The organism is Leptospira yanagawae serovar Saopaulo str. Sao Paulo = ATCC 700523 (assembly GCF_000332475.2).
Taxonomy (GTDB): Bacteria; Spirochaetota; Leptospiria; order Leptospirales; family Leptospiraceae; genus Leptospira_A; species Leptospira_A yanagawae.
In genome coordinates, this window is the sequence record NZ_AOGX02000035.1 from 13992 (window position 1) to 36345 (window position 22354).

Genomic DNA, 22354 nt, shown 5'->3' on the forward strand with positions numbered 1-22354 from the left:
GTTATAAGTTATATAAAACCAATTTATTTGCGTTATATTCATTTATTTGATACTCTTAATTCCAAGAGGAATATATGGGAAAGACTCTATATGACAAAATTTGGGAAAGTCATCAGATAGTAGAGAGTGAAGATTCTGAATCCATTTTATTTGTGGACCGGCATATCCTACATGAAGTGACATCTGCGCAAGCCTTTGAAGGTTTAAGATCTAAGAAGCGAGATGTGAGGAGAAAGGATCTTACCTTAGGAGTTGTGGATCATAATGTTTCCACAAAAGATCGTAAAAACAGGGATGCCGCAGGGCCTATCTCACGTTTGCAGATTGATACAATGGAGAAAAACTGCAAAGATTTTGGAATTTATTTACTTGGTCCAGAAGATCCCGATCAAGGGATTGTACATGTAATTGGTCCTGAGTTAGGATTCACAATTCCAGGATCTGTGATTGTATGCGGTGATTCTCATACAGCGACTCATGGAGCCTTTGGTGCTTTGGCTTTTGGAATCGGGACTAGCGAAGTGGAACATGTCCTCGCAACACAAACTCTCAAACAGGCTAAAACAAAATCAATGTCTGTTCGCTTTGTCGGCAAACCTGGATTTGGAATCACAGCAAAAGATGTCGTACTCGCACTAATTGGAAAGATGGGAACTTCTGGAGGAAGAGGGTACACAATTGAATACACAGGTGATTGGATTCGTTCCCTTTCCATGGAAGGGAGAATGACTATTTGTAATATGAGCATTGAGGCCGGAGCGAGGGCAAGTCTTATCGCTCCAGACCAAATCACATTTGATTATTTAAAAGATAAAAAACTGATCCCTAAGGGAGAAGGTTTTCTGAAAGCAATTGAATATTGGAAAACATTATTCACGGATGAAGATGCCATTTTTGATAAAACCTTTGAATTCGATATTTCTAATATAGAACCTCAGGTCACTTGGGGCACCAATCCTTCACAGTCTTTGTCCATTGATGGGGTGATCCCAAATCCTGATGGATTCCAAGACCAACGGGAAAGAGAAACTGCGAGGAATGCCTTGGCATACATGGGTTTACAACCTGGGGCACCCATTTCTGAGATTCAGATCGATAAGGTATTTATCGGTTCGTGCACGAATGCAAGGATAGAAGACTTACGTTCTGCAGCTCATGTTGCCAAAGGAAAAAAAGTCCATCCAAGGGTGCAGGCTTTGGTAGTCCCAGGTTCTGGGGCTGTGAAACGGCAGGCTGAATCAGAAGGATTGGATCAAATTTTTAAAGAGGCTGGATTCGAATGGCGGGAGCCTGGTTGTTCGCTTTGCCTCGCAATGAACGACGATGTTTTAAAACCGGGGGAAAGGTGTGCCTCTACTTCGAATCGAAACTTTGAAGGAAGGCAAGGAAGAGGGGGAAGGACTCATTTGGTCAGTCCACCGATGGCAGCTGCGGCAGCAGTGTACGGAAAATTTGTAGATGTGAGGAAATTGGCATGATGAGACAAAATTGGACAATCCATACAGGTGTAGCCGTAGCAATCCCAAGAGAAGATATTGATACGGACCAAATCCTACCCAAACAATTTATGAAACTCATCGATAAAAAAGGATTTGGGAACCATTTATTCCATGATTGGCGGTATTTGGATGAGGAAGGAAAAGTGGTCAATCCAGACTTTATTCTAAATCAGATAGGATACCAAAACGCTAGTGTTTTGATTGCGGGAAAAAATTTTGGCTGTGGTTCGAGTCGGGAACATGCACCTTGGGCTCTTTCCGATTTTGGTTTCCGAGCAATACTTGCCCCATCATTCGCTGATATCTTTGCCATTAATTCTGCAAAGAATGGGATCGCTCTTGTTCGTTTGAAAGCAGAAGAAATCCATTGGACAATGGAATGGATTCAACAAAAACCTGGATCTGAAATTAAGATCAATTTGCAATCCTTAGAAGTATCTGTTGGGAACAAAACATTTTCCTTCCATTTGGATTCTGCATCGGTGAATCGAATCCGTAATGGTTGGGATGATATAGACATCACTCTAAAAAATGAAAGAGAGATCTTTGAATTCGAACAGAAACGGAAAATGGAAAAAACGTTTTTGGAAGTTTGTTGGTAAGGACCGGAAGTTTGGAATGGTTCCGAGGTTAAACATCACACGGAACCTAATCTCTAATCTTAATCCCTCTAGATCACTCCATCTAACTTTGCTTCTTTTAATATGGAGTGGACATGGTGGACCACAATTTTTTTCAATTCAGGAGTTTCAGGGAATAAAGGCCAAAGTGGCAAAAAGATCCACCCCATATAAATTCTGATATGGGATTCTCTTGCATATGTTTTGGCCTTACCTGTTTCATTGTTTCGAAAGGTAATTTCTGTGGAGATTATATCGTGACCAATCCCGGGTAGGATGCCAAGACTTAGACCTGTGATGAGTGGGCCTTTGCCTGTATCTGCGTTTCGTGTATAAAAAACCAAAGCATAAATTTCGTCTTCTTTATTTCCCAGTTTCACTGATTTAAAATAACCAGATTCTTCAAAGGCTTGCTGAATTCGTTTTGCATCGGTAACAACGATTTGTGGGTGATTGATCGTAGAAGGTGGATATATGGTGATGGATTTTGCAGAAGGATTTTCTTTTAGTTGTTTCATAAAAGATTCATCCACTTCCGACAAATTATTAGCGAAAGATATACAATTGAATAAAGGTATTAGAATAGTGAAATAAAGTAGAGTATTGAAACGCATTTGCAAATTTTCAATAATCACCACCTAATGACAAGTTATTTTTTGTTGACAAGTTCAATTGTTTTTTCTCTGATAACACAATGTTTTCCATTTCTCTTCAGTGTCTTAGCTTTTTATTCGTCTTATTATTCAGTTTTTCGTGTAAATCAACCACGGAACGTTTGTTTGATCCGAGAGATTCAAAGGACGAACAAGTAAAAACATTGGTTGGCTTTTTGTTATTCGATGAGACCGAAAGGACAGATATTTTAATCGCTAGTAGTTTCATTTCACTTCAGTCATTGAATGGTGATAATATTGATATTTATGAAATCCAAGAGATGGATGAAGCGAAAAGTATATTTAAAGGTGGGTCTACGAAGTTGGGATTTTATTATTTTGAAGAAGAGGAAAAAACATACGTATCCTATTCATACTCTTCTAAGAATTCGATGTACAACCCTAATGTATTAGATGGCAACAAAGAGTATTTGATCCGTGAACTGAAATGGACTAGGGGTTGCGGCGAACGATGTACGATTTCGATGAATTCCCGATTAAATCCATTTAAAAGCTACAATACTTTAAAAATAAAGGGAAAACCCGGTGAAATTGTATTTTTAGGAATTTATACTATCAAAACCAAGGCGGTACCTGGTTCGACTTCACTCTTTTCAAACAAAGGTAATTTTACAATAGAATTCAATCAAATCTTAGATGATTCAGAGTTTTATCATCGAAAAATTGATCCAGATCGAGAAAAGGAAATATTTGATTTGAAATACGGTAAAAATCAAAAGTCCGCCGAAATCAAATTTTTACGATCGATCATAGAAATGCAAAAAGAAGGGTTCTGGCATACAAAGGCAAAAGAAAAATTAAAATTGATTGAGAATTGAAATGATCTCCCGATTTACCTTCTTTCAGAATTTTTTTAGTCTAAACTAAGATTCCATTCCTGGAGGAAGGTGTTTGAGATCCTTGCCAATCTATTTTATCTGTTTATTTGTATTCCTGATTTTGCAGTGTAAGGCTTTTGGAAAAGACCCAACTGGTGACCATTTAGAAAAAATCAAAACATCCTCTCACTTCGACAATTCTCGCGAACAGTTCGTCAACCGACGCCCTGATATCTTAGAAAAAATGAGAGAGAACCAAAGTTTTTTTTCCATTCTCACCAAGTTTTTGTTTGGTGGAGATAAACACCGAAGACCAGATATAAAATTGCCTGAGGAAAGACCTGATTTTAAGGAGTTTCTAAAACCAAATGAGAGTATCAAATTCATTTGGTTTGGTCATTCCACGTTTTTGGTCAATATCGAAGGAAAACTGCTTTTATTTGATCCTGTATTTTCTGAATCTGCGGCACCATTTAGTTTTATGGTGAAACGATTCCAGGATGCTGTCGTGAAATTGGAAGAATTACCAGATATAGACTACATCATCATCTCCCATGATCATTATGACCATCTTGACTTACCGACCATTGAATTTTTTAAATTGAAATCGACAAAATTCATAACGCCTTTAGGTGTCATTTCCCATTTAAGAGAATGGGGGATTGGAGAGGACCGACTAACGGAGCTTGATTGGTGGCAAAGTGTTGAAATTGGAAAACTGAAATTGGTTTGCACACCAGCACAACATTTTTCAGGACGAAGTGGACTGAATGGTAACAAAACCCTTTGGTCTTCTTGGACTGTGATCGGGGAAAAAGAACGATTTTATTTTAGTGGTGACTCAGGTTATGATGTGCACTTCAAAGACATTGGAGAAAAGTTTGGGCCGTTTGACTTAACATTTATTGAAAATGGACAATACAATCCAATGTGGGAAGCTGTTCATGTTTTGCCTGAACAAACTGCCAAAGCACATATTGATCTAAAGGGAAAACGACTTGTGCCTGTCCATTGGGGAATGTTTGATTTGTCTTTGCATAGTTGGTATGAACCTGCTGAATCCTTGGAAAAGGAATCGGAACGTTACCAAATTGATTTACTCACACCGAAATTTGGTCAATTGGTGAAACTGAGAGAACCCAATCTCATGGAACGATGGTGGAAAAAATTCATCCAAAGGGATTGATGGAAACGTTGAATTTGCAAGAGGGATAGGAAATGCGCGAGAGCAATCGCATGTAGCAACCAAAGCATCTAACAAAGATCAGACCCCACAAACTACCAATCACTTATTCAGTGCAAATGGAAACCTTTTGGTTTTTATGTTAGCTTGTGGAGGAGTGCCGGGAACTGTATGGATCAAAACAATCGTTTTAGTCTCCTAAAACTTTTGTATGTTTTTTGATAAGGTCTGGGTCATAATCAGTTAATATCTGTTTTAGAAGTTTTCTAATTGTATTCCAACTTCCATCGATTTTTCTTCTCATCACAAAAGAAGAACCTATTGTGTCCCAATGTTTTATCAGTTCAGAATTGGAATCAAAAGAGGAACCAGATACTTCTGCTTTTTCTTTTTGAAACGCAAGATAACTTAAATCGGCAGAGATTTCCTCTTTGTCTTTTGTATCTTTTGCTTTTTTCTTAAACCATTCTTCAAATTCCTTTGCGTCAGGGATAGTTTCCAATAAGGAAAGGCCTTCCATGAACCGGTTCATCTCTGGTTTGACTCCCTTTTTGTAGAGTTCAGAATATTTGAAACCGAAGATTGTTTGGTCAGGTTTTCTATACATCCTTTTGAATAGATCTTGTAAGACACTGGTATTCACTGAATGAAATCCATATTCGGTTGAGACTAAAAATGGGTTACCGGTGATACTTTCTACCGACTCATTAAAGTATGTAAATAATCTCCTTTGGGTTGTGAACGCAGTTTCTTCACAAAATTGTTTTGAATACTTTCGTTTATCAGAATATCCTTGTTTTGTAAAATAGAAATCCAACATTAATTTTGTTTTACAAAAATCCATTTCTTTGGGGCCACCATATGACTTGGATTCTTTTGCCTGGCGAATCAATTCATCATCAAAAAATGAAGAATTAAACTCGTATTTGGAAGAAGCTAGCCATAAAGAATTCATCAGGTGCAAAACCGCATTGGTGAAGTATCGTTTTGAGTTTGCTTCATACGAAGTGATTGCATTTAAGAATGCTTTTTCTACTAATTCCGTTTCTGTTTTGGCTAAACCATCTTGGTGGGCCCAACCATCCATTTTTTTGCCTTCTATCGGATCAACAACCACTCGAATTTTTTCATAAATTGATTTTGGATTATTGGGATCAGGTTCGGTTTTACCTAATAATTCGACTTGGGTTCGGAAGGGAAAATAACTTAGAGTTTCACTTCGGTCTTCCGTGGATACATTTAGGTCGATTGGATCGGCTACGTAAGCGATTTCCTTTTTACAGCTGGTCGTTAAGAATAGGATGAGAATTGGTATCAGAATTTGGTACAACATGTATCCTCCTGGATTAAGGATCATGAATATAAGTAAGTTTGAATGGCTTACAAGATATTTTTTTTCTTGGCAATAGAATTTCTAAAATTTCAATCAATTCAATATGAAATATTCTAAGGTGACTTGTTTGATTCTTCTCTTTCCTATGATTTCAGTTTTTGCAGATTCGTCTGCTGGAAGTTCTGGAAAATTTGGATTAGGTTTAACATTATTTGGCCCAACTGGGATCAGTGGAAAATACATTCTAAACCAAAAGTCTGCTGTTGAAGGCAGTTTGGGTTTGGGAACAATTGGAAATGGAAAGGCACATTTGCATGTGGTTTACCTTCACAATATCATGGAACTCAGTCCTTCTTTGAGTCTGTATGTGGGTGGAGGTGGGGTTTACCAAGAACGAAATGCAGATGGGAATTCTGGTCGAGGGAGAGGTTTAGGAAATTTATTTCGGGATCGTAGTTACGAACCTTCGTTGGGCATTCGGGCTCCACTTGGTCTGAGTTTTTTAACACAGGATAGGCGGTTTGAGTTGTCAGGTGAAGTGTATATGCAAGTTTTTGTAACTGGAAAAAATGGAGCAGATGTAGGCCTTGCGTTGGCGGGAAGGTATTATTTTTAGTGAACTAAAGTATCTTTCTTTTTATTTTTTAGATATTGGATCGATTCATAGATCCAATATCACATAACCACCCTTTGGTCGATTCCCCACTTGTGTGATTTTTCCGCTGATAAAATGGCGATTTTCTATGGAGAAGGATCGACTTACATTTCCTGTGGAGGGAAGATCCAAACCAAACACTTGGTCATTGTTAAAATCATAAAACGCAAATCCTGCTTTGGCAACACCATTCATCGTCGTAAAATTTCCACCAATGATCCCTTTTCCATTTTCTCCAACAGAGATGGTGGATACATCACTGTCTGCGGTGATTAAGTTGTAGGTATAGGTTCCTGTTAGGCCATCAAACTTAGCAAAAAATGGAGAGGCTTGTGCGCCAATAGAAGTAAATGCGCCACCAATGTAATACTGATTTTGAAAGTTTGTGATTTTGTTTACATTGGCATTGGGAAAGTTCGTATTCGATGGGAATAATAAATTCAAAGTAGAGTTTCGGCTAACTTCAGTTAGATTTGGAGTCGCAGAGCCAGCAATATTGGAAAAAGAACCACCAACAAACAATCGATCATTGGAAGCGTTCAGGGAAAACACCGCGGCATCAGGATTGGGATTCCAAGAATCTACATTACCAGATTTCATTTCTAAACGAGATAAATTATTTCGAGGGAAACCAGCTACGTTGGAAAATGTTCCACCCAGATACAGGTAGTTATCATCTGATTGGATATCATTGAGACTCGCATCAAAGGTGGGAGCCATTCCTTCGAGGGTTAATGAGTCGAGATTTAAGGCAAAAAAATTGGTTCTCGAGACACTTAACACGGAACTGAATGCGCCCCCAACATATAAAATTTTGTCTTTGGTATGGAATGCATTGATGTTTCCCACAAGTTGTGGATTGAAGTCCGTAGGTTTTCCGTAATGAGATCAATGGATCCAAACCCATTCCGTTCGACTACATTTACCGAGTAAAAATTTCCAGGAACTAATACCTTCGATCCATCGGAAGAGAAGGCTATTTTTCCTGTATTGGATGAGAAACTATTGGTAAATTTTGGATTCCAAGGAGTAAGAATGGCGTTAATGGGATCAATCGAAAATCCAAATTGTCGTGGAGTCCCAAATATGGATGTAAACGTTCCCAACACATACAATTTTCCCCCAAACTCAGTGAGAGAAGCCACACTATCACTTGCAATCAGCCCCAAATTTTCAGTTCCAACACTTCCTGTGTTATTGTCAACGACAGCAAAGTAATTGCGTACGGATGCACCCATAAGAGAAAATGTCCCACTCAGGTAGACTTTAGATCCTAGTAAAGCAATGTCCGTCACTGACCCGTTAGGTGCTGGGTTCCAACTTGTTTGGCTTCCGTCCATAAGGAAGGATCCTGCATAGGTTGGAGACACTGTTATAAAATCCCCTCCCGCATACAAAACCTTATTATCATTTGCATCTTGGCCGAGGACAATCCTTTGCACAGAAACACCTGTCACATTAGGTGCAAAACTTGATACCAATGCTCCCGTGTCATAGCTGATCTTTGCCAATCGTCCAAATAAGGGATCTGCATTTAATGTTGTAAATCCACCTGCGACAAAAATTCCATCAGTATCTGGGGCAAGTGCGCTTACCGATCCTGAAGCATTCGGTACCCAAGTATTGTCCAATGCTCCCGTATACCGATTGACAGCTGCTAGGTTAGATCTAGCCTCTCCATTCCAAATCGTAAAACTTCCTGCAATATAAATTTTATCACCTACCAATTGAATGTCATTGATGGTAAATCCAGCGGACCCTGTTCCTACATCAAATTTTGTATCGAGGGAACAGTTTGCATTGATATGAACGATGCTACGTTTTGGTTTGCCTTGGACATGGGTAAAACTCCCTGCTAAGTAGAACCCTCCGTTTTCGTCCGAGATGGCAACATTGCTAAAGGTTAAGACTTCCAAATAAGGGCAGACGGTTTCATCCAAAATCGTGCCGTCGGTGGAACTGAGAATAGCGGCACCACCAGTGTTTGGTCCAAAAAATTTAAATGTCCCACCTAAATAGAGTTTGTTGTCGTAAATTGCCATTGCTTTTACATCCACATTGGCAGGAGAATCGCTATAAACCCCCCAAATTTGAAGGGGCAGTTTTGAAAATCCAGGCAAACAAGATGGTGAAGAATCATTGGTAAGGAAACGAAGAAAAGTTGCTGTTAGATAGGCATCCGATTTTGGGTCACAGGTATTGGAAAGTTCTGCCGGTTTGCAGAAAAAGAAAATCGGGAAAAGGACAAGAAGAACGGTGGTTTGCCAAATTCGCTTCATGGGAATGCCTTTCCAATCCTAGTGCAAATCGCCTTCCCCTGACAACTGCTATTTTCTAAGGTATGTATTGAAAATAAATGGGTTTGTCAAAAAATTACCAAACAAATTGGCATAGGTTCGAATCAGTCCTTGGTAGTTTTCCTATGGATTTCCTTAAGAAATTTCTTTCGTTTGACAATTTCCGATGGCAAATGAAGTTTTCCATGTAGAGTCATCCCCAGTTGAAGTCCCATTTTCGTAAGCTCTTCCTTTCCATCATACTTTGTAACCACGTTCTTCTTACTTCTTGTAACCAAGCCCAATTAGAAAATGGCTGTGATCCAAGTTCCGAATCTTACCGTACATTTTATCTCGCACGCATTTTAAATGATGATGACCGCGAGTACTGCGGCTCGGTCGCTCCGAACAAATCCATCTGTGAAATGGACATTTTATCCGTGATCCAGCCGAGGCGATGGAAATACGTGCAAGCCGAACTTCGAAAGCAAGCGGCCCTTGGGACAGATGGTCTTGTGATTGGTAATTTAACCACAACGGTGACAGGTTCCGCGAAGTGGCTTGGTGGGGTCCTCACACCAAAGGGAAAGATTGTCTCTATGCCTTTTGAACAATCGGATATCTTACTCATTGATCCTTTCACCAATGAAACTTCCTTTTTATCTACAGGTTTGAGTGGATCAGGTAAATGGGAAGGAGGTGTCCTTGCTCCCAATGGAAAGGTATATGGAATACCAAGAAACGCAAATAAGATCTTAGTCATTGATCTAGAGGCTAACAAAACATATACGATTGATTCTCCGCTAACAGGTGGTAATAAATGGAGAGGGGGAATCCTTGCACCCAATGGATTGATTTATGGAATCCCTATGGCAGCAAACCAAATCCTTGTGATTGATCCAAAAACGGATACGGTGCGGACCATTGCCTCACCTTTGGCAGAGACCAATATGTGGGAAGGTGGAATCTTGGCACCGAATGGCAAAATTTACGCCTTTCCTCTTGTCTCAAATTCGATCTTGGCCCTGGATCCCTTTTCAGAAAGGAGTTACCTCATTCCAACATCAGAGGAACTAATCAAATGGAGGCATGGGGTTCTTGCACCGAATGGGAAATTATTTGCGATGGCTGCTGATGCTCCCAATTTTTTAGTTTTGGATCCGAATAATGATTCTGTTACTTATTTTCCTGTTCCAGCAGTTGGTGGATCAACCACTGGTAGGTGGAGAGGTGGAATATTGGCACCCGATGGAAAAATTTATACGATCCCTGCTGATAATGAAAACATTGTGACAATTGACCCGGATACACTTTTAACATCTGTTGTTAATTCGGGATATGCTTCCTTCAACAAATGGGGTGACGGTGTTTTAGCACCTAACGGAAAAATATACACAATCCCCCATACGGAAGACGATGTATTGGTGATCAATCCTGGTGCCAAAGGAAATATTTGCAACTCACTCATCCAAAGTAGTTATTGGAATAGTTATTAAAGAATATGCGAATCCAATGGAATTGGATATGAAAATCGATTCTCATGATTTACTTCACTTATATCGCATTTTGAAATTAACATTGACATACTTGGTTTTGCCCTTTACAAATTGAGGATGCGATGGAAGGCATCTCAGTTTTGGAAAAATGCATCTCCTAACGAACTTTTATCGTTTTTTCTTTCCATTGAAAAAGGGGAAGATCTCAGGTCTCTCGCCAATCACATGTTAGAAGATCACGAGTTTTGTGATTTGGTTTTTGAATATCTATGGTTACTTCGTTCTGAAGATGCCACGAAAAAATTTCTAAATGATGAGAACATCAAACCTGACCTTCTTATGAAATTCATTTACTTCGGTTATGGGAAACAATTTTTATTAGACCAATTTGATTCGAATTCTTATTTTTTGCAAATCCGTCAATTGTTTGGCTCGAGCCAAAGTTTGCGTATCCTTTCTCTCGGTGAGGAGATGGACAGAGATCCCACCCTCAAGATCCACCTGCTTTCCAATTTGGACCCACAAACATGGGAGGCATACTTTGATCTCTTAGAAGAAAAAAATATGACGATGCAAACCTTACTTGGGATTTTTTCTAACTTACGAGAAAACGAAATCCGTAAGATCCTTTTGAATAGCCACACATTGTACTATTACTTACGGATGATGATGGTTTCTGGAAAACAATCAAACGAAGATACCACTGGAAAGGAAAAAGAAAACCGTATCCGCCTTGAGTCGATCTTAACTGCAATCCATGTTTGGGAAACCTTTTGCCAAGAATTAAAAGAGAAGTATGATCTCACTAAGGAAAAGAGTCTCGCACCTAACAAACGTGATTCCTACCGTTTGTCCCTCGTTTTAAAAGAACTTGTGAAAGTGCAGGCCCAAGACCGTTCTGATGTGCTTGTGTATTTGAAAGGCAATGGAGTGATCCTGGACAGTTGGGAAGAAACAACCGTGCTCTCTGCCCTTGGGAATTACGACAAAGTAGGGAAGTATTTTTGACTTCGGTTTCGATCTTAGAATTCCTTTGTTTCCTTCGCTTCTCATTTCCTTCTCATTCCCTTTGTTGCCTAACGTAAAACAAAGACACTCCCAAACCCAATCCCTACTGTTTTGTATCTGAATTGGTCCATTGCATTCGATTCTTACAGACCGAAATGTCCTTGAATCCACAACAATGCGACTCTGAAACCGAAAATGATCTCCGATTTGTCCCTAGAATCATGACCTAGAAAGAGGCTCTGTCCTAACATCTTCTATAAAATTGAACTAAGTTCAAAAAATTGCAATGGTTCGGAAATAAATTATTTGACACTCGTTCAAAAAGACACCAAAATGTCGTAATTGTTCAAAATATGTTGAAAATGTTCCGATTGGGAGGAAATATGAACACAAAAAAAGCATTCGGATTGGTGCTCGTTTTGTTGTTTGCTGGCTCATTGTCAGCCCAAACACAAAGTGAAATGTTCCAAAAAGTTGGGGTCATCGGGGATTCCTTGAGCCAAGGGTTCTTCGGAGTGACTGTTGAAAAGAAAACACAAGATTGGGCGTACCCAGTACTTGTTTCCAAACAAGCAGGTGCTTCTGTATCGTACAATGTTTTAAAAGGGCCTTTTGTCAATTTAGAGGATGTACTCAAATGGGACTGCGGTGTGTTTTGTATCGCAGAAAGCATCATTGGTGGAAATGCCTCCACTGTTTCCTTACCGTCACATGCCGGTATTACAGGTGCTGAGTACACAACCGTTCTCAAAACTTCTGGTAAATGTGAAGACATCACTGCTACCAAACAAGTGAAAGAATGGTACTGGGCAAAATGGTATTGGTACACATACCGTTGGATCACAGTGGCAGATTGCCAAGAACCAGATAAGTTCCACCGATTTGGACTGCGAGATGCTGGTACACAAGCCCAAGTGATGGAAAAAGTAAAACCTACATTCCTTTTTGGTTCCGCTGGTGCGAATCATGTTCTTTGTACTGCACTTCATACTTCTACTGATTGTTTGGATGAAGCACGTTTCAAACGAGACATTCGTGAATTTTTCCGTAGAATGGCTGCTATGGGAAGTTTAAAAGGTGGTGTATTGTTTACCGTTCCAAATGTAACAGCGATTGCTTTTCTGGAAAATTATCGAGACCCAAATGGAAGAGCGAACTATTCCGGACTCAAGGCATTCTTTCGCAATTCAGTGTCTGATCCAAACCAAGTTCTTGATGCCAATGAAGTGGCTACGATTTCCAATTTCTTGAATATGTTAAACAATGAAATCAAAGCACAAGGAGCTACAATGCGTTTTGCAGTGGCTGATTTACGTGTGATCTTTGATGACTTAAAAGAAAATGGAAGGCCTATTCGAAGTGCATCTGGTTGGTCTCCAGGAAATGCAAGAGCAAATTGGCCACTCCCTAACCAACCTGGTGTGTTTGGTTTAGATGGTGTTCACCCAAATATGTATGGCCACTCATTATTTGCTAACGAATTGATTAAGGCAATTAACACTCGTTACGGATTCTCAATCCCACAAGTGAGTGAATACACTGCTTGGTATTATGATTCACTCAATAGAAATCCAGTTGATTTGAAAAAATTCTTAACAGAGAATATTTTCGGTCAGGCCATTTCTTGGGTAGTTTCTATCTTTACGTAAGAGGATAAAAGAATGAATAAACGGTTGATAGGTATCCTTTCTGTATGTGGTTTTTTCCTCGTATTGTTTTGCATCACCCTTTGGAAGATGTCTGGAACAAAATCGAATGAAAACCAAGTTGTGACAGACACCAATTTTGGTAGTTCAGAAAAACACGCTAATTCCCTATTTGATGATCCGGAATTTGCCGATGCTCCCAATCCAGAAGAATTGGAATTGGCACAAGCAGAAGTCCTATGGCCGTTTGCTCTTGAGAAAAAACCAAATCGGAAAGAAGAAATCAAAGAGGAGTGGAGAGATTTTGCGGCAAAATACCCAAACAATTTTTACATTCCTCGTGAGATTCGTACTCCCTTAACGGAAAACCAAGAAAAGGAACAACTGGAAATGTTGGATTCTTTTACAGCCATGGATGCAAGTTTTTCTGCAAGTGTATCCAAAGAAAAATGGTCTGATAAACCGAGTGCAGAAGAACCAAATGTTGGAGAACGTCCTTCTCCAAAAGTGCAAAAAGCATATTTTGATTTTAAGATCAATGAGTTAGAATCACGCATCCAAATGGTTGAATATTGGTTAGAAAATAAAAAACCAAGTGGAGATGTGAAAAGTTCTGCCGAAAAAGATTTACAACTTTGGAAAAAAGAACTCGCGAGCTTAAAAGATGTAAGGAACCAAGTTCCTAACACCTAAACGTATCAATACAAACCAAAGGTTATCTTCCATCGATAACTTTTGGTTTTACATTCCATCTCCTTTTCCATTCTATAGTTCTATGTACCTCATACAAAAATTCATCATCATCATCTTATTATTTACCTTAATTCAAAATTGTTTTGGTGGACCAAACGAACCTGAGACAAAAGAGGTTTTGCCAATGGAAGAAGAACTTTCCAATGATGTTTTATTACAAACCTTGGAATCAGGTTCCAATTTTGATAAAGGCCAAGCTGCCATTCAATTGGGAAATCGTGGAGTTTCTAAAGCAGTTCCACTCCTCAGGCAATTATTATCAGACAAAGATCCTGGGCTTCGAGCGGGTGCAGCCATTGCCCTCGGAGATTTAAAGGACAAAATTTCGTCATCCAAAATTGCCAATTTGATGTGGTCGGATACAGAAAATCCAAAGGATGTTTATTTGGATGCTCTCACACGTATGAAAGACCCTAGTGTTTCCAATCGCATTTATCCTTTGTTAGATTCAGAAAATCCAACCATACGATTGCAAACCGTAGATACTCTGGTGCAAATTGGTGCCAATTCTGTTGGTTCTCAGATTTTAGCAATGGCTACCAAAAACAAAGATAGAGAAAAAGATAAAACTTTTGCCATGGTCATTGGAAAATTAAAAATCTCTTCTGGGGAAAACTATTTATTAAACTTAACGAAAGTCCAAGATGATTCACCTACACTTGCTGCCTCTTATTTAGCTTTGGGAAGGATCAAAGCAAAACATGCGAATGAAGTTTTGATCCAAGCTTTAACTCTGCCTTTTGATAAAGGGAAAGAAAATGCTTCGTTAGCTCTCATTGAAATTGGAAATCCTACAGTAATCCCAAAAGTGTTTTCTGTCTTAAAAGGAGAGAATATAGAATCCAAACTTTATGCGACTGATGTGCTTTGTTCTATCCCGTCAAAAGAAGCAGGAAAATTAGCCTTTGGTATCTTAAATTCTAATGAAACAATGAACTGGGGTTATGCAGCAAAAATCATTGGCAAGCAAAAATACAAAGAAGGTAAAAATCGTTTGGAGGAATTACTCTTAAAACCAAATACACCAGATAGGGATCATTTTGCCGAAGCACTGGGTTGGATAGGAGATCCAAGTTCTGTTCCTATCTTAAGGAAGGTATTATTGTCTGGTGAGAAAGAAGGTCCTTACGGATCTGCTTGGGCACTTGGCGTGATGGGGGCAAAGGAATCGGTTCCGGATCTCATCCTCGCATTAGAGAAAGGGGATGCAAAATTAATGGTTTATGTTCTTGAAGCATTGGGTTCTATTGCAGACCCAAGTAGTTTACCAAAATTAAAATTACTTCTCTCTGACAGGCCTAAAATGGCACCGCAGATTTTATCCACCGTGGCACTTATCAAAACCGAAGAAGCGCGATTGGTTCTCGAAGATGCAACGCGTTCTAAAAATGCAGAAGTGTATCGCCCTGCCATGGAAGAGGTAGCCAAACGAAAAGATAAAAAGTCGATTCCATTATTACTTGAATTGGCAAATGGGGAAGATGCCGAAAAACGTAAGTTAAGTTATTATGCGTTGACTTCGATTACTGGTCAAAAATTTCGATCTGCTAAGGAATGGAATCTATGGGTGAAGGATAATCCTTAAATTCAACTTAAACTGAGTCTATCCTTAAAAATATACGAGGATTCAATAGGACCTCAGGCGATTTGTGAATGCATCCATTATTTGGATCATATGGATTCAAATCGCCTTTCGATTCGGTTTAAAAACCGTTTGATATTCGGAACTCCGTATTGTTGTTTAGGTATGTAGCTTGCTATGATTCTGCCATCGTAAAAGGCAAACAAACCATGTGCCAAACGATGTGAATGAGAAACACCAACCCCTAATGAATTTTTGAATTCAGAAACTTCTTCCGTATTGCAATTTTGCAATGAGTATCCTTTTGCTTTTATATTTGGATGGAGTTTTTTAATTTCAAACCAAGAGTCCTTCCCACAAGAAGCAAAATGGAAAATTTTAGCTGGAAGTTTTCTTTTTTTGATCTCTTCTTCTAAATCCAAAACTTGTGTAGAGCAAGCAAAGGATTTTACATTTGGCAGTGTCGAAACAAATACAAGTCCCTTTACTTGGTTTAAGTTTGGAAACTTATTACTTGTATTCAGTGCAGGTTTAAAATCAAATTTCCCTGGGATACGGTCTCCCAGTTTTGGACGTTTGCCAGTGAGTTCCACTGGCATATCTCCTAAAAAAACTTTCATTTTGATACCATCTCCGAATCAGATTCAACTTTTTCTTCTCCTTCGGACGAAGAGATCATTTCATCCCAATTTGGAAATGGATCTTCTAAGGTTTCCCAATACTCTGGGCCTTTTTCATACTCATCCTCGGTTAGTAGGCATTGATCAAGAGATGTTCGGATATTTTTTTCGTTCATATCACGGCCAATGAGAACGATTTCTTGCCGACGATCCCCCCAAGGTTCCATCCAATTTTGTTTTAAATTTTCAATGACTTCAGGTTCATCTGGAATGTCCTCTTCAGCGATACTTGCCCACCAATACCCCTCTGGTTTATAAGAAGAAAGATTTCCTGCTTGGGAATAGAGTAAAACCCAATCCATTTTGCTTGCGAGCCATACAAATCCCTTGGCTCGGACTAGGCCTGGTTTTTCCGAATCTAACCAATCGTAAAATCGTTTTGGATGCATGGGCCTTCTGTTTCCATAAACAAAACTTTTGATTCCATATTCCTCAGTTTCAGGGACATGTTCTCCCTTTAGTTCTTTTAACCAAAGAGGGGAACTGCTTGCCTTTTCAAAATCAAACTTACCAGTATGGAATACTTTATCTAAGGGAACCTTTCCATAGTCAGTGGTAATGATTTCAGCTTCTGCATTTAAGGAGCGTAAAATTGTGAGTAATTTATTTTTTTTGGATTCTGATAGAAGGCTGATTTTATTGACAACAATCGTATTACTAAATTCTACTTGATCCACAAGTAAGTCCACTAAATCCCGATCATCTTCTTCACCGGCACCTAACTCACGTTCTTTTAGTGAATCTACGCTTTCAAAGTCTTTTAAAAAATTAACAGCATCGACAACTGTGATCATCGAATCTAATGTTACCAAGTCTTTTAGGCTAATGCCTTCTTCATCTTCGAACGTAAAAGTTTCTGCAATTGGTAACGGTTCGGAGATTCCAGTGGATTCAATGAGAATGTAGTCAAAACGGTTTTCTTTGGCTAACTTAGTGATTTCAATGAGTAAATCTTCTCGGAGCGTACAACAGATACAACCATTCGACATTTCGACGAGTGATTCATTGGTTCTGCTAAGACTTGCCCCGTTTGCAACCAGTTTCGCATCGATATTCACTTCACTCATGTCATTTACAATGACGGCGACACGCAAACCCTCTCGGTTGGATAAGACATGATTGAGAAGGGTCGTTTTCCCCGCGCCGAGGAATCCGGATAAGACTGTTACTGGAATTTTTTTGTCCATTTTGGCACCTGTTTTACGCAATTCAGTTGCATTTACTAAAGGAAGGACAATTTTGTCAAATACAAATGCAACGTTGTTGCAAAAAAATGTTCTGAACCTGTCAGCGGGCTTGTGGCATTGATCGTACTTGGGGAGAGAATTCCATTGAAAACAGGGAGTTCTTAGTAAATTTTACCTTGGGTGAAAAAATAAAGTGACCGTAGGTAGTGAGTTTGGTTTCCTAATGACTGCAAGATTAGTTCATGAAAGATTATTTATTTTCTGTTTTTAAAACCAATCCCCTCGAATTGAAGGGTCTCAATGGAATCCGCGGGATCGCTTTTTTTATGGTGATCTACACTCATATGTTTCGTCCTTACAAATATTTTGGATTTTACGAATCCAATGTATGGATCGAAAACTTTTTAAACAATGGTTCCCTTTGTATGGATGCTTTTTTCGTATTGAGTGGATATCTCATTGGTGGTCAACTCCTTAAAGAAAAAATCAAAACAAATGTGATCAATTATGGAAACTTTCTCACAAAACGTGTGTTACGAATTTTTCCTCCTTATTACATATTTTTAACCTTTCAATTTATCTTTATTTATCAACTTTCTAAACATGCGACTGACGAACTTGTAAGAACTGAATCAGCTCAACTAGTCCACAGAGTCATTTGGGATTACACTTATATGAGTGATTATTTTGCAGGGATTATGATCCATGGATGGTCTCTCAGTGTTGAAGAAAAATTTTACATTCTTTTACCAATTTTATTGTTTCTGATTTTAAAATTGAAACAACCAAAACAGATTTTGATTTCACTTTCTACATTAGTGATTTTACCAACAATCATGCGTTATGTTCATTTTTCTATGATTAACCCTGAAAACCTAAATTTTGGAACTTATACGGGAGCTTTTTATTATCCTTTTCATTCCAGGATGGATGGATTGTTTTTGGGAGTTTTGATCGCCGCAGTACAAATTTATTTTCCAGAATGGATCAATCGGTTTTTAAAGAACAAATATTCTCCGTATGCCGTCCTGCTTTCGATATCAAGTTTGTTTTCGATCATGTTTTTCACAACTGAAGACAGGCCTGAGTTGTTTACTTGTGTGTTTCGATTTTTTGTCGCATCGATTGCTTGGTCTGTGGTTTTAATCAAAACATTTGATGAAAAGACTTGGACAAGTAAGGTTTTATCCATTCCTGTGTTTTCTCCCGTTGCGAAGTTATCCTATTGTGCTTATATCATTCATTTGCTTTTGTTAGGATACCTTTCTAAGAAATTCATTGGTTACCATAAAATCCATTATTATGAAATTTTTCTTTGGACGATTCCAATTGGAGTGATGATCTTAGGATATGCCTATTTTTATTACCTTTTGACTGAAAAACCATTTTTAGCACTAAGGAATCGAATTTTGGCTCAGAAAAAAGTGGGATAGTGCAAAAGCCAAATCCCTTGATGATTCTAATCGTATTTTGACAAAAAAATAAAAAGAGAACGATATGGACGAATATACATTACGATCTGCTAAAACCATCAACACCATTCGATTGATTCTATTTGGAATTTATGTATTGGGGATTCTTGGAAGTTTGGGATCCATTCGAAAGGATCAATTGTTGGTGATGGTCACAACAACGGTGTTATACGGGGCTCTTGCCTTTGTTCAATTGTATTTGTTTCGAAAGAAGATTAATCCTTATCCTTTTTGGTTTGTGGTGGGTGATGTAATCCTAGTTGGAATTTCGACTTGGGGCCAATCACTGATTACTTTGGATTTGGCTGCGGCTGCTCTTAAGTCTGGGATCAATTATACCATTTGTTTTTTTGTGATTTTATATTCGGGATTTTTGTTTTCTAGCAAAAGAACGATTGTGATTGGGTGTTTACTCATCATTGTACATATTGGTTCCCTTGTCTTTTCCTTTCGAGAAGGTGTGAGTTTTGTTGATCGAAATGATGTGCATACGTTGGCTCATTCTGTTTCTCTGCCCATTGAAATCGTAAAGGTTGTCTTTTTGATTTTGGCAACTTACTTTATGAGTAAAATGGTTGGTTTGCTCATCGCAATTCGGGAAGAGGCAGTGGAAGGAAAAAAAGAAGCTGATTCCCATTCCAAAATTGTATCGGAACAAAAAGAAGCGATGATTGAAACTGGTGAAAATTTAAACCAATCAGTTGCCGCCTTAAAGGTGTTTACCGATGATTTGAATGGTCTTGTTCAAAATCAAGCTGCATCCATTGAGGAGATTTCTGCTTCTCTTACAGAAATTGCACAGTCCACAGAAAATTCATTCCAATTTGTAAAAGACCAATACTCGAGGATTGAATCTTTAAATGAAGAAAGTCAGACATTGGAAAGAATTGTTGGATCAGTCAGAAACGAAATAGAACAAATTTCCAATCAAATCAAAGAATCTTCCAAATTTAGCAATTTGGTCACAAATTCTATGGAAAACTTAAACAATGTACTTTCGGAAGTAAGTTCAAGTTTTCAGAAAGTAGAAGATGTAAACCAAATTATGAAAGAAATTGCTGACCAAACCAACTTACTTGCGTTAAATGCTTCGATTGAGGCTGCAAGGGCTGGAGAACATGGTCGGGGTTTTGCTGTTGTTGCACAAGAAGTGGCGAAGTTGGCGGAAAATTCCGCATCAAATGCTAGCATCATTTCCAAAACCATTTTAAAATCGAAATCAGATCTCATCAAAGGGAATGGATCAGCAAAAGAAGCGACAACTCTTGCAGCTAACCAAGAAAAGGGAATGTTGAATATCCAAGCCAAAGTCATCAATTTTAATGAAAAAATCATCGATATGCAGAAGTTAAATGCTCGAGTTGTGGAATCCCAAAAGCAGTTAAAGGATATCTCCTCCCAATTGGAAACCATCGCAAAGGAACAGTCTATTGGTAACCAGGAAGTGATGCGTGCTGCCCAAAACATTGAAGATGCAGTCCAAGTGGTGGCAGAAAATACGCGGGTTCTGGCAGACCACATTGAGGACATACAAGTTCTCGCAAACAGAATTCGTTGATCCAAAATCCTTGGTTAACACCATTAACTTAACGATAGAGAATTCCGTTCAGGATTGAGACGGGGAAAATTATTTGTAATTCTTTTGTGCCAATTCAACCTTGAGAGAAAGTCTTGGTCTGGAGCCAAAAATTGTATGATATCTAATAACTATTTTAATGATAACGATGACCTAATTGATCATTTCGATTCCCTCACTCCTTGGAATGCGGTCATCGACCAATACGAACAAGGATTTGAAGATTTTGCCGAATACCAAAAATCGGGAAAAGAAGAACTTACCTTTGCTCCTGGAAATTATGAAGATGCCATCGAATTTTATCGTTCTACCTTAGAAGCAGGTGGGGACATTGCAGGAAACGATATTTCACAAATTGCAAAACAAATGGACGAAGAAGGGCTTAAATACAAAGACGGACAAGTTGGTTTCCCAAAACCGATGTTAGACGTGGTTGAAAAAATTAAGTCTGCCGGTTTATTACCGTATGGGATCCATAGACATTACGGTGGGTTAGGACTTCCTTCGGTCGTACAATCGATGTTATCTGAATGTGTATCGCGAGGTGATGGATCCCTTGCCATCACTCTTGGATGTATGAACCTCGCAGAAACTGTAGAACGATTTGGAACAGAGGAGATGATCCATGAGTATGTTCCCAAGATGGCAGCAGGTGAACTCTGTGGGGCTATGGCACTTACCGAACCAAATTACGGTTCAGACCTTCCCAATTTACAAACGAAAGCAGTAAAAGGGGACGATGGTGTTTGGAAAATCACAGGAACGAAACGATTCATCACTCACGCATGTGGGTTTGGAAATGCACCTTCCATCATCTTAACCTTAGCACGAACTGGTTCCACAACAAGTGGGGCAAGAGGACTTTCATTCTTTTTAGTGCATTCAAAAGATGTATTTGTAGCATCCATTGAAAAGAAAATGGGCCTCCATTGTTCTCCCACTTGTGAAGTGGTATTTGAAAACTCTCCAGGCATTCTCATCGGGGAAGAAGGAAAAGGCCTTGTGAAATATTCGATGGCGATGATGAACCAAGCTCGTCTCAACATTGCAGCGCAAGCCATGGGGATTGCAACGGCAGCTTACTTCGAAGGTAAGAAGTATGCAGAAGAACGAGTGCAATTTGGAAAAACAATCAGTAATATCACAGCTGTAAAAAAAATGTTGGAACGAATGGAACGTGAAGTGGCAGCGATGCGTTGCATTTTATACGAAGCAAGTTTTGCTGTAGACCAATACCGTTGGAAAGAAGAACGAGGGAAGATGAAAGGAATTTCCGAGAAAGACATCAAAAAAGATGAGTCTTTCAAAAAATGGGAAAAACTTGCCTCTCTTTTCACCCCACTTTCCAAATACTACATTACTGAAATGGCAAACTTAGTGGCATATGATGCACTCCAAATCCATGGAGGTTCTGGTTATACTGAGGATTATGATGTGGCTCGTTTGTATCGAGATGTAAGGATCACGAATATCTATGAAGGTACCACACAACTCCAAACAGTCGCTTGTATTGGTGGGATTGTTTCGGGTATGACGGAAACGGGAATTTACCGAGAATACTTAAAATCGGAAATGGCTGGGTTTGTTTCTTCTTCCGAGTTAAACGATCTTTTCAAACAATTCGAAACAGTTGTGGCGGAATATGCGGAAATCGATTCCACTCCGCTACGTGAAGAGTTAGCGTTTGAAGTGGTTGAGTCTGCAGCGCGTTTCCACAATAGTTTGTTACTCGAAAGGAGTATTGGAAGGTCAAAAGTGGAAAGAAGGGCACACCGAAAGTCAATCACCGAAAGTTATATTTTGGATAGTGCAGCCATTCTTGCTTCAAACCTAACCAAAATTCGTGGAAAGAAAAAAACTCCAGTCACTGCATAACGAGTCTTTAGACCATACCTT

Annotated in this window: 19 protein-coding genes; 13 read left to right on the forward strand and 6 right to left on the reverse strand. The window is 39.0% G+C overall.

Annotated features, from left to right (window positions below; genetic code table 11):
- The first annotated feature begins 74 nt into the window (after nt 1–74).
- Both leuC and leuD read left to right on the forward strand, forming a co-directional pair.
- Nucleotides 75–1478: a 3-isopropylmalate dehydratase large subunit gene (gene leuC / locus LEP1GSC202_RS15830; RefSeq protein ID WP_015678747.1), complete on the forward strand. Its 1404-nt coding sequence runs from the start codon at nt 75–77 to the stop codon at nt 1476–1478.
- On the forward strand, nt 1475–2101 hold the full coding sequence (leuD, locus tag LEP1GSC202_RS15835) for a 3-isopropylmalate dehydratase small subunit (RefSeq protein ID WP_015678854.1): 627 nt from the start codon (nt 1475–1477) through the stop codon (nt 2099–2101). Before leuC ends, leuD begins: the two co-directional genes overlap by 4 nt.
- A gap of 68 nt (nt 2102–2169) precedes the next feature.
- On the opposite strand, the gene LEP1GSC202_RS15840 is transcribed toward leuD, so the two are convergent.
- On the reverse strand, nt 2170–2637 hold the full coding sequence (locus tag LEP1GSC202_RS15840) for a hypothetical protein (RefSeq protein ID WP_015678887.1): 468 nt from the start codon (nt 2635–2637) through the stop codon (nt 2170–2172).
- A 176-nt stretch (nt 2638–2813) separates the two neighbouring features.
- On the opposite strand from LEP1GSC202_RS15840, the gene LEP1GSC202_RS15845 reads away from it, so the two are divergent.
- Both LEP1GSC202_RS15845 and LEP1GSC202_RS15850 read left to right on the forward strand, forming a co-directional pair.
- A complete protein-coding gene (locus LEP1GSC202_RS15845) occupies nt 2814–3611 on the forward strand; it encodes a hypothetical protein (protein WP_015678830.1) in 798 nt (265 codons plus the stop codon).
- Nucleotides 3612–3684: 73 nt separating this feature from the next.
- A complete protein-coding gene (locus LEP1GSC202_RS15850; RefSeq protein WP_015678783.1) occupies nt 3685–4797 on the forward strand; it encodes an MBL fold metallo-hydrolase in 1113 nt (370 codons plus the stop codon).
- Nucleotides 4798–4984: 187 nt separating this feature from the next.
- On the opposite strand, the gene LEP1GSC202_RS15855 is transcribed toward LEP1GSC202_RS15850, so the two are convergent.
- Nucleotides 4985–6127 carry a hypothetical protein gene (locus LEP1GSC202_RS15855; protein WP_156825406.1) on the reverse strand — a complete coding sequence of 381 codons (1143 nt, stop codon included), beginning with the start codon at nt 6125–6127 and terminating at the stop codon, nt 4985–4987.
- Between the two features lie 145 nt (nt 6128–6272).
- On the opposite strand from LEP1GSC202_RS15855, the gene LEP1GSC202_RS15860 reads away from it, so the two are divergent.
- Nucleotides 6273–6743, forward strand: a complete 471-nt coding sequence (locus tag LEP1GSC202_RS15860; RefSeq protein ID WP_208597419.1) for a hypothetical protein — start codon at nt 6273–6275, stop codon at nt 6741–6743.
- A gap of 45 nt (nt 6744–6788) precedes the next feature.
- Here the strand turns inward: LEP1GSC202_RS15860 and LEP1GSC202_RS15865 are convergent, their stop codons facing one another.
- Entirely contained in the window at nt 6789–7502 is a 714-nt protein-coding gene (locus tag LEP1GSC202_RS15865) for a hypothetical protein (RefSeq protein ID WP_015678752.1), read from the reverse strand.
- A 56-nt stretch (nt 7503–7558) separates the two neighbouring features.
- Nucleotides 7559–9061 carry a hypothetical protein gene (locus LEP1GSC202_RS15870; RefSeq protein ID WP_015678893.1) on the reverse strand — a complete coding sequence of 501 codons (1503 nt, stop codon included), beginning with the start codon at nt 9059–9061 and terminating at the stop codon, nt 7559–7561.
- Between the two features lie 221 nt (nt 9062–9282).
- Here LEP1GSC202_RS15870 and LEP1GSC202_RS15875 point away from each other — a divergent pair, with 221 nt between their 5' ends.
- The 5 genes from LEP1GSC202_RS15875 (at nt 9283) to LEP1GSC202_RS15895 (ending at nt 15546) form a co-directional block, all read left to right on the forward strand.
- Complete coding sequence (locus tag LEP1GSC202_RS15875; protein ID WP_039929248.1) at nt 9283–10554, forward strand: NHL repeat-containing protein; 1272 nt, start codon at nt 9283–9285, stop codon at nt 10552–10554.
- Between the two features lie 117 nt (nt 10555–10671).
- Entirely contained in the window at nt 10672–11562 is an 891-nt protein-coding gene (locus LEP1GSC202_RS15880) for an LBF_1199 family protein (RefSeq protein WP_015678806.1), read from the forward strand.
- A gap of 353 nt (nt 11563–11915) precedes the next feature.
- A complete protein-coding gene (locus LEP1GSC202_RS15885; RefSeq protein WP_015678846.1) occupies nt 11916–13211 on the forward strand; it encodes an SGNH/GDSL hydrolase family protein in 1296 nt (431 codons plus the stop codon).
- A gap of 12 nt (nt 13212–13223) precedes the next feature.
- Complete coding sequence (locus tag LEP1GSC202_RS15890) at nt 13224–13901, forward strand: hypothetical protein (RefSeq protein WP_015678778.1); 678 nt, start codon at nt 13224–13226, stop codon at nt 13899–13901.
- Nucleotides 13902–13983: 82 nt separating this feature from the next.
- Complete coding sequence (locus LEP1GSC202_RS15895) at nt 13984–15546, forward strand: HEAT repeat domain-containing protein (protein WP_015678856.1); 1563 nt, start codon at nt 13984–13986, stop codon at nt 15544–15546.
- 86 nt (nt 15547–15632) lie between these two features.
- On the opposite strand, the gene LEP1GSC202_RS15900 is transcribed toward LEP1GSC202_RS15895, so the two are convergent.
- Both LEP1GSC202_RS15900 and zigA read right to left on the reverse strand, forming a co-directional pair.
- A complete protein-coding gene (locus LEP1GSC202_RS15900; RefSeq protein WP_015678892.1) occupies nt 15633–16163 on the reverse strand; it encodes a hypothetical protein in 531 nt (176 codons plus the stop codon).
- Nucleotides 16160–17410 (reverse strand): zinc metallochaperone GTPase ZigA, encoded by a 1251-nt coding sequence (gene zigA / locus LEP1GSC202_RS15905; RefSeq protein ID WP_039929282.1) that lies wholly within the window; start codon nt 17408–17410, stop codon nt 16160–16162. Before zigA ends, LEP1GSC202_RS15900 begins: the two co-directional genes overlap by 4 nt.
- A gap of 242 nt (nt 17411–17652) precedes the next feature.
- Between zigA and LEP1GSC202_RS15910 the strand changes: the two genes are divergently transcribed.
- The 3 genes from LEP1GSC202_RS15910 to LEP1GSC202_RS15920 all read left to right on the forward strand — a co-directional run bounded on the left by LEP1GSC202_RS15910 (nt 17653) and on the right by LEP1GSC202_RS15920 (nt 22333).
- Nucleotides 17653–18843 (forward strand): acyltransferase family protein, encoded by a 1191-nt coding sequence (locus LEP1GSC202_RS15910; protein ID WP_015678796.1) that lies wholly within the window; start codon nt 17653–17655, stop codon nt 18841–18843.
- 64 nt (nt 18844–18907) lie between these two features.
- Nucleotides 18908–20440, forward strand: a complete 1533-nt coding sequence (locus tag LEP1GSC202_RS15915) for a methyl-accepting chemotaxis protein (RefSeq protein ID WP_015678868.1) — start codon at nt 18908–18910, stop codon at nt 20438–20440.
- A gap of 135 nt (nt 20441–20575) precedes the next feature.
- Complete coding sequence (locus tag LEP1GSC202_RS15920; RefSeq protein WP_015678764.1) at nt 20576–22333, forward strand: acyl-CoA dehydrogenase family protein; 1758 nt, start codon at nt 20576–20578, stop codon at nt 22331–22333.
- Nucleotides 22334–22354 lie beyond the last annotated feature (21 nt).